The sequence below is a fragment of the Sphingopyxis sp. SCN 67-31 genome (assembly GCF_001725095.1).
In genome coordinates this window covers 23,550-32,479 of sequence record NZ_MEFH01000003.1, presented here as the reverse complement: position 1 = coordinate 32,479, position 8,930 = coordinate 23,550, and the positions used below count along the sequence as shown (strand labels likewise).

Genomic DNA, 8,930 nt, shown 5'->3' with positions numbered 1-8,930 from the left:
GATCAAAACCAGTCGGCCGACTAAATCCCCGGGATGAAGGGGTCCTTTTTGCACGCCGATCACCCCACGAAGGGGGTGCCTATTGCACGCTGATCCTCATCCCCGGGCTTGGGGACGATCGGAAAGCCGCCGTCGCCTCCGCGGGAACCGACGCCGCGCCGGCGGCGCCCGCCAGCGCCGGCGAGGCGGATGCGCTTTACCAGAAGGCCATCCTCGCCTGCCTCCTCGCGGCCTCCTATGGCGCGGAGCGCGGCGCCCGCATCGATCAGGTCGAGACGCTGACCGGGAGTATCGGGTCCGACCCGTCGGCGCTGTCGAGCGAGGAGCGTCGCGATTTCGATGCGCTGATCGCACAGCTTCCCGAACATCGGCGCGAGCGCGACGCGAGCTACGCCCTCTATTTCAGCGGGATCGAAGCGCTCGCCGCGGCAAAGGCCGAACAGACGGCCGCGGCCTTCGACGCGATCAGCGCCGAACTGGACCGGGCGGGGCTGCAGCGTCTGACGCGCTACGTCCCGGCCATTCGCCGGCATATCGACAATCAGCGCAGCCAGCCGCGCGACGCGGCCCGCGATCAGCGGTGGATCGAGGAGTTGAAAGATGCCGTCCGGAACTGAACGCCATATCCTTTCCCGTTCTCGCCGCCGGGCGGTTTGGCGGCATATGATAAGCGCCGTGACATTTGGCGCGCTGGTCGCGGCGGCGCCGACACCGGCCTTCGCCAAATCGACGCGCTTTACCGACAATTGCCTCGAAGCGCGTCAGCCGTTCAGTCGCATCAAGAATTTTCAGGGGAACCGGATCGCCGGCGGAGCGCTGATCGGCGCCGGGCTTGGCGCGCTGGTCGGCGTGCTGGGCAATTCGGGCAAGCAGAACAAGTCGAGCGTTCTGCCCACCGTGCTGGCCGGTGCGGCGGCCGGCGGGGCGGCGGGCTATCTGAGCTCGATTTCGCAGGATCAGCGCAACAAGGATGAGTTGCGCGCGGCGATCGACGCGGATTTCGACCCGGTGATGAATCAATATTCCGCGCTTCCGGGGCAGCTGGAGGCATTGGGCCAATGCCGCAGGACCCAGATCGAGACGGTGGAAAGAGAGGCCGGTGCCGCGACGCTGTCGAGAAAGGAAGCCGAAAAGCGGCTGGCCAGTATCGAGAAATGGATCGCCGAGGATGATCGGGTGATCGCCAAGGCTTCGGGCATTCAGGGACAGACGATCACGACCTTTGCGCAGGCCAATGCGGTCGCCGATGGTGCCGATCCGACGCTGGCCCAACAGGATGGCTGGGCCAGTCGCTATTATGGCATCGACGACGATGCTCCGGTGGAAACGGCCGAGGCTGCGGCCGTAACACGCTATATCCGCGCCTCCAGCGGCGCTCGCCTTCGCGATGCTCCTTCGACCGGCGGAAGGATCATCGAAACGGTCGCGAACGGGGCGGCGGTCGATGCGCTCGGCGACGGGGGCGACGGATGGATGTTCGTGCGCACCGCATCGGGCATGAACGGATATATCCACGGCGGATTGCTCGGCGCCAGCGCGGTGCCGGTCGCGGTTGCGGCGAAGCCCGCGGCGGCGTCGCCCGGGCGTGCGCGCATCGATCGGGCGGTAAAGGCCCAGCGCAGCTTCGCGGCGACGCAGGAACGGGAGAAGAAGGCGACGACGGTGCGGCTGGCGGCGGCGCGGTCGCTGCTCGCGGGGGCCTGACGTGCGGGCCGGTCGGGATGTGGCGGAGGCGCGATTGACGACCCTTCGTCGCTCCAGTCTCCCGATCGGCGTAAGCGATCCGGTCGCGGGAGATGGCGCAAACATCCTGTCGAGATGTGCCGGTGCGGCTTTGGGAATTCCTTGAATCGGCGCCGGGCCCTCGAAGGCGGATTGCAACCGGCGGAATAGTTCGAGGGAGGCTTCCACAGCCGCTGCATCGGCAGATCGGCGGGTGCGTAAGGAGACGGAAATGGCGATTGCAAAGGTGAAATCAGCGGACGAGATTACCTATTTTACCAAAAGCGGAACGGTGCTCGACGGTCAAAATTCATCGACGACGCGCGTCTATGGCGGGGGCGGCCAGAACAATTCTCCGGTGCATATCTCGTCCAGCACCACACAGCATCTGCACCTGTTTGTGCGCCAGGACGACGGCAAGGAGTTTGACACGACCTTCGACAATATCGGCGTGGCGGTTCGCGCCGGGCATCGCGTGTCGGTAATATTCGCGATGCCGAAGAACGATGATGGCGGTTACGCCACTGGGCTCGTCGTTCATGACACCGGTAGAACTTCGATTTGCAGGGCGACCGCCAATTCCCTGGTCAAGCGTTTCAATGAATGGCTGGGTTTGGCGATGGGCATATTCCTGCCGTTCGTCATCGCAGCCATTTTTGGTGATTGGAGCGATTGGGGGTACTTCTGGTTGTTCGGGGTTTTGGTCGTCAGCGGCTATCTTTTCTCCAGGAAGCTTCACAGCAATTCGGTGCGCGACGCCATCGTCGATGGCGTGCAAGTCGAAATGAACAAGGCGATCGAGCAGGAGAAGGCCCGTGCAAAAGCGGCGTGAACCGGCCAGGGGCCGTATCGCTCGCCTGTCGGTTTTTTCCCTGGTTTCTGTGATAGCGGTTGCCATCGCCGGTTGCGGCTCGGAATCCAGTGCCGATGCGGCGGCAGGCGTGTCGACCCGGCAACAGGCGGCGGAGCAAAGCGCGGGAACCGAAAGCGGCGCAACCGCAGTCGCGGCAAATTCCGTGCTCCCCGCTGCCGCGCTTTCGGCATGGGAAGGCTATGCCCGCGGCGAGTGCCGCGACATGGGGGTGCGTTTCAGCGCCGTGCGCTTTGCTCCGATCCAATCCGTCGATCTCAAGCAGGAATCCGCCGCGAACGAGGGCGCTTTCATCGTCGCGGAATTCAACGGCGACGGACGGCCCGATTTTGTTGTCACCACACAGAATTGGGGGTGCGCGGAGGAGGCGGATCATGGCAAAATGGGGCCGCCTTACGACTTCATCATCTCGACCGCCGCAGGCTATCAGGTCGCTTATGGATTTAACGGCGATATCGGTCCCGAGGACGTCAAGCGCCGGGGCAAGCGCGATGTCGTCGAATATCGGCGCGGCTGGAACGGCAATTGCGGCTATATCGAAACCGCGGTGTGGGGCTGGAACGGCACTCAAATGGACGTGATCGAGCGCCGTGACGACAAGGGGAAACTCGTCGATAAGGAAGGTTGCGCCGTCGGCACGCAAGCAGCGGCCCGACCGGCGAGCTTTCCGCCCGTCCCGAAAGGCTATTACGCCGTCGGCACGACCTGTGCGCGGGCAGCCAGCGCGCAAGCTGCAAGCGATGGGCCGGGCAGCCTGGCTCACTTCGACGAAAGCGCGCTGACGTGGTTCGATGGCGGGCCGGAGATACGGAGCTTTGAATCGCTCGGGAACAACCGCTTCCGGGTTCATGCCCGTTCGTACGGCAACGGCGATGACACCAAGGGGACAAGCACGAATTTCGTAATTCGCGTCACCGGCGCATCCAGCTTTGTCGCGGAAGCGGGGTCGACTCTCTTCGACGAGCCGGAAACTTATACGCATTGCCCCACCGACACAGTGCCCAAGGGGGTCCGCGATTGGTTTGAAGGCTAGCGGCGATCGCCCGGGGATGACGGCGCGCGCTGATTCATCGTCCCGGGACTGGCGTTGCGGCTTTTCCCGCAACAGCGTCTGCCGTTCGCATGTCCACTCGCGCGGCATCATCGAGGGCAAGTTGAGCCACGAAAATCCGGGTGCTACCGTTGCAAAGATCGCAAGCGATTGGTGCGAAAAATCACTCGATTTTTGCGCAAGCCCCCCACATCAAAGGGGCTTGGCGTAAAAGCGGGGCAGGGGTGGCAATGACGGCATGCGGGGGATCGCCGAAGGGCGGATGCACGGGGTCGGCCTTCGCCGCCTTGTCCGCGCTGCTGGGAATCGCGAGCATCGCCTGGGCGACACCGGCGGGCGCCGCGGAGGCGGAAGCGGTGACGGTCGCGCCCAGCGCCACCTATACCGCCGCCTATGAGGCTGGCGACTTTCGCACCTCGACGCGGCTCGCCAAGGCGGAACTCGATGCGTGCCGGGCGCGTGCCGATCTGCCGCCCCGGTCATGCTACCAGCTTTGGAACGAACTGCTCGACAGCGGCCTGTACGCGCAGGACGACGTGCTGGTCGAAGCGGAAGGCCTGGCTTTTCTCGCGGCCGCGGAAGCCACGGACGGGCCGGACAGCGAAGCGATCGCGTCGGCGTCCGGCCTCCTGGCATCGCTGTACCTGCGCCGCGGCCGATATGAAGAGGCGGCGGTGCTTCGCGCCCGGGATATCGCGATCACGCGCAAGCTGTTCGGGTCCGACCACCCCGACCTGGCCGTCAGCCTGGGGAACGAGGGGGTGCTGCTGGATTATATGGGCCGCTACAAGGAGGCGGAGGATCGCTATCGCCAGGCCATCGCCATAGCCGAAAAGGGAGGGGAGGAGAGCGCGCCGCTGTTGGCCGCCCAGTTCAACAATCTGGCCCGCAATCTCGACAATCAGGGCCGGCTGGAGGAATCCGCCGCGCTCTCCGCCCGGGTCATCGAGCTTCAGTCGCGCCTCTATCCCGCCACGCATCCCGTGCGCGCGACGACGCTCCTCAATCGCTCTATCGTGCTGCGTCAGCTCAACCGCTTCGACGAGGCGGAATCGCTGTCGCGCGAATCCTATGCCATCTATCTCGAACGGCTGGGTCCCGACAGCCGCGACACGCGCAGGGCCGAACTGGGCCTTGCCAAGACGCTTGCGACGCTTGGGCGCCCCCGCGCGGCCGAGCAATTGTTCCTCAACAACATGCGCTATGCCCGCGAACTGGCGCCGGCGCGCGAGCAACCCTTTACGCTCGTCGCCTACGCCGATTTTCTGGTGAGCGAGGCGCGGCCCGACGAAGCGATCCCGCTGCTGCGCGAGGCGCTGTCGATCCTCGACGCGAGCAGCGGGGAATCGGGCGCCGATCCCGCGCTCATCGCCAAGACCCGGCTGACGATGGCCGAAACGCTGCAGGCGGCCGACCGATTGGAAGAGGCCGAGGTCGAAGCGCGGCAAGCGCTCGCCGGGTTCGTCACCGCAAATGCGCTTCTGCGCCTCGACATCCAGGCGGTGCTGGCGTCCGTTCTGGCCCAGCGCGACAAGAGGGCCGAAGCGATCACCCTCTATCGCACCATCCTGCCCGGATATGAAAAGCTGCTTCCGGCCGCGCATTGTCAGACGCTGAACCTGCGCGCCGGGCTTGCGAAGCTGCTGGCGCGCGACCCCGCGACGCTGCGCGAAGCGCTGACATTGCTGGAAGAGGCCGCCGCGGAATCGCTGACGCGCGAGACGATCGACAGCTTCGGTTCGGCGGACGGGCTGGGCCCGGGCAAGGGTCTGTGCAACATCGCCGAGACCGAGACCGAGATCGACGTCGTGGCGGCGATGCTCGATGCCGGGCAGATGACCGAAGGCGAGGCCGCGTTGCGCAGCTTCGCCGCGGCACAGCGCGCGCACCGCAGCGCCGCGATCCGCGCGCGCGATCTCGTGCAGGCGACCATCAGCGCGGGGGACGACAGGCTGGCGGGCCTCGAACGCGAGCGTTTCCTGCTCGCGCGGCAGATCGTGAAGGACGAGCGCCATCTGATCCGGGCGCTCCGCGACAACCCCGACGGCACGGAGCATCGCTATACCGCCACCAGCGTCGCCGAGGCCCGCCTCCGCTTCGATGCGCTGAGCCACCGGATCCGCGTCGACTATCCGGACTATGAAGTCGCGCTGCGGCCGACTCCGCTGGACGTCCCCGTGCTTCGGCAGGGCATGCAGCGCGATGAAGCGCTGCTCCTGACGCTGCCGACGGTTCGCGCCAACCATATGTGGCTTGTCACGCCGCGCGGTATCTGGTGGCGCAGGGCGGGCTTGTCGATGGAACAGTTCGGCGGTGCGATCGCCTCGCTCAATGCGTCGCTGCAGCCCGCATCGGGCGAAATCGTGCGCGGTCAAATGGACGCGCGGGCAACGACGCTGCGTGCCTTCGACCGTGATGCCGCCGACAGGCTGGGAGAGGATCTGTTCGGTCCTTTCGGCGAACAACTCGCCGAAGTCCGAAGCCTGCGCGTGGTTCAGTCCGGTCCGCTGGCTCATCTGCCGCTATCGCTGTTGCGCTGGAACGGCGACTGGATCGTCGACCGTTTTCGGATCACGCGCCTGCCATCGGTGGCGAGCATCGTCGCCGGCAGCGGACCGGGACTGGCGGCGGGAGGCATCGTGGCCCTCGGTGCCGTGGACTCCGCGGAACCGTCGTTGCCGCCGCTCGCCGGCGCGGAACGCCAACTCGACGATCTGGCGCGCATATTCGGAGCGACGGCGACGGTGCGCAAGGGCGAAGCGGCCACGAAAGGCTGGCTGGCCACGGCGCCGGAGGTCGCATCGGCCGCCGTCATCATTTTCGCGACGCACAGCACGCGCCTTCCCGGCCCGGTCGTCGAGCCGGCGCTGCAACTGGCCCCCGAAACGGGGGCGGCGGCGAACGACGGGCTATTGTCGCTGACCGACATCGGCAGCCTGCGCCTCGATCATCCGCTGGTCGTGCTGACCGCCTGCGATACGGCGACCGCGATGCCGGGGGACGCCGACCCCCTCAGCAGCTTCGCCCGGGCCTTCTTCCTGGCGCGCGCGCGCAACCTGCTGGTGAGTCACTGGCCGCTCGACGATGCCGCTGCCTATGTCCAGATGCGCGAATTCTTTTCGCAGGTCGGCGCGGACCCGCGGATCGACCTGGCCGACGCGCTGCGCAAGTCGGCGATCGCATTGCGCGACGATCCCTCCGGCCGCTGGCGCCATCCCCGTTATTGGGCGGCGCTTTCCTATGTTGCCGGCGGTCCCGGAGTTCCCGCGGATTCTGGGGCGAAACGCACCGCAACCGTCAGTCCGCCGTCCTCGCGATCGGCGAAGTGAACCAGCGCATCGTGGCGTTCGGCGATACGCAGCACCAGCGCGAGGCCAAGGCCGGTCCCCGCGACATCCTGCGTGGCCTGGCCCCGCGCAAGCAGCATCCCCGGCGTTTCCGGGAAGTTGGCGAGGCCTTGCCCCTTGTCGGATATTTCCAACAGCGCGCCGTCGGCATCGGCGCGGACGCGCAGGCGAAGCGAACTTCCCGGCGGTGAATATTTGAGGGCGTTATCGACCAGATTCGCCATGAGCCGTTCGATCAGCGCCCGTTCCCCCATGATGAAAGCGGGGTGCAGGCTCCGCTCCAGTTCGATCTCCTTGCTCTCGGCGACCTCGCCGAAGAGTTCGGCGATCTCGGAGGCGACCTCGTGCAGCGGGACGCGTTCGACCTTCAGGTCGCGAATGCGCATCCCGGTAATGAACAGGACGCCGTCGATCATCTGCAGAAGGTCGTCGATCGTCCCGCGCGCCAGCAAAGAGGCCTGGGCCGGGTCGTCCGACCGTGCCTGAATCGCCGTCGCCGCCTTTGCCACCGGTCCGCGCAATTCATGCGCGATCTGTTCGGCGATCAGTTCGTGGTGCCGCAGCTTCTCGCGCAGCAGGTCGAGCAGGGCGTTGACGCGCGCCGACACCCGGCCCAGCGGGTCGCGGCGCCGGTCTTCGATCCGGACGGAACGGCGGCCCTGGCTGAAAGCCGTGAGGGTCGCTTCGATCGCCGCGATTCGCTTCTCGGCCGTGCGGATCGAAAGGAAGGCGAAGATCAGCCCGCCCGCCAGAATGATGACGGTAAAGCCCCCGACGACCTGGATCGTCCGATCGCGCAGCGCGGCGAAACCCTCGATCCGGCGCCCGGTGAAAAGCAGGAAGTGACCGTCGAGCAGCATGACCCGGCCGATCAGGACCGGCGACTCTCCGGCGGCGACGATCGGCTTTTCGGTGGGAACGCGCGGGATGCTCCGGGGCCAATGCTCCATGTTGCCGGCCAACGTGGCGCCATTTTCAGGATCGACCAGCAAATAGGCCAAACCGCCGGCGGCGCCGCGGGCGCCCCGGTCTTCCAGCACCTCGATCGCGGTGACGACCCCGTCGACGTCGGTCAGCCGCGTCAGCGCCGCGACATCGGCGTTCACTTCGTTTTCCGCGCTACGCATCATCTGGTCGCGGGTGGTGAGGAGGAAAAGCGCCGCGGCACCCGGCAGGATCGCGAGCAGCGCCAACAGCAGCAAGGCGCGTCGCCACGACCAGCGGGACAGTTGCTCGATCACCCGAGCGCCAGCCTGTAACCGACCCCGGGCACCGTCGCCACGACCTCGAAACCGGTGACTTCCCTTATGTCCTTGCGCAGCCGCGATACCCCCGCCTGGATCGGCTGGGCCTGGGTGTCGAGGTTCCTCCATTTGGCCCACACCCGCTGCCACAACGCGTCCTGCGTGACGATGTCGCCGTCCGCCTCGACCAGCATCAGCAGGATGTCGAAGCCTTGCCCCCTCAGGTTGATCCGGCGGTCGAACCAGTGCGCACACCGAAACTGGCGGCTCAGGTGCAGGGGCCCCGCGTGAACCATGTCGGCGTCGGCCACCGCGATGCGCCGCCGGATCGCGCGAATCCGCGCGCACAGTTCGTCGCCGTCGAAGGGCTTGGCCAGATAGTCGTCCGCGCCTTCGTCCAGTGCGGCGGCGGCGCTGTGCTGGCGGGCGAACTGGGTCAGCATCAGGATCGGTTCGGGCGATTTCTGGCGGCGAAGCTGCGACAGCACGTCCGCCCCCGTCATCGGGGAATTCGCGATGTGCATGTCGAGGATCACGGCATCGAACGCGGCGCGGCCGAGGCCGGCGAGCAGGTCCTCGCCGGTACGAAAGAAGCTGCCTTGCCAGCCGGCAGCGTCGAGTGTCCGGCGAATGCGATCAATCCAGTAGCTTTCATCTTCGAGTATCGCGATATGCATAGGCTGCGCTTTCCCCCC

Annotated in this window: 7 protein-coding genes; 5 read left to right on the top strand and 2 right to left on the bottom strand. The window is 66.3% G+C overall.

Annotated elements, in window-relative coordinates:
* The 5 genes from ABS88_RS00395 to ABS88_RS00375 all read left to right on the top strand — a co-directional run.
* Positions 1 to 617 (top strand): hypothetical protein (locus ABS88_RS00395; RefSeq protein WP_286748626.1); only part of this gene is annotated, 617 nt, incomplete at its 5' end.
* Positions 618 to 675: 58 nt separating this feature from the next.
* Positions 676 to 1,704, top strand: a complete 1,029-nt coding sequence (locus tag ABS88_RS00390) for an SH3 domain-containing protein (RefSeq protein WP_212597494.1) — start codon at positions 676 to 678, stop codon at positions 1,702 to 1,704.
* A 250-nt stretch (positions 1,705 to 1,954) separates the two neighbouring features.
* The gene (locus tag ABS88_RS00385; RefSeq protein ID WP_212597493.1) at positions 1,955 to 2,554 is read left to right on the top strand and encodes a hypothetical protein; all 600 of its coding nucleotides are present in this window, start codon (positions 1,955 to 1,957) and stop codon (positions 2,552 to 2,554) included.
* The gene (locus tag ABS88_RS00380; protein ID WP_212597492.1) at positions 2,538 to 3,626 is read left to right on the top strand and encodes a hypothetical protein; all 1,089 of its coding nucleotides are present in this window, start codon (positions 2,538 to 2,540) and stop codon (positions 3,624 to 3,626) included. The genes ABS88_RS00385 and ABS88_RS00380 overlap by 17 nt, the downstream gene beginning before the upstream one ends.
* Before the next feature lie 248 nt (positions 3,627 to 3,874).
* Positions 3,875 to 6,973: a CHAT domain-containing protein gene (locus ABS88_RS00375; protein WP_286748625.1), complete on the top strand. Its 3,099-nt coding sequence runs from the start codon at positions 3,875 to 3,877 to the stop codon at positions 6,971 to 6,973.
* On the opposite strand, the gene ABS88_RS00370 is transcribed toward ABS88_RS00375, so the two are convergent.
* On the bottom strand, positions 6,883 to 8,232 hold the full coding sequence (locus tag ABS88_RS00370; protein WP_212597490.1) for a sensor histidine kinase: 1,350 nt from the start codon (positions 8,230 to 8,232) through the stop codon (positions 6,883 to 6,885). The two genes, ABS88_RS00375 and ABS88_RS00370, sit on opposite strands and share 91 nt — an antisense overlap.
* On the bottom strand, positions 8,229 to 8,912 hold the full coding sequence (locus ABS88_RS00365) for a response regulator transcription factor (RefSeq protein ID WP_067105896.1): 684 nt from the start codon (positions 8,910 to 8,912) through the stop codon (positions 8,229 to 8,231). Before ABS88_RS00365 ends, ABS88_RS00370 begins: the two co-directional genes overlap by 4 nt.
* Positions 8,913 to 8,930 lie beyond the last annotated feature (18 nt).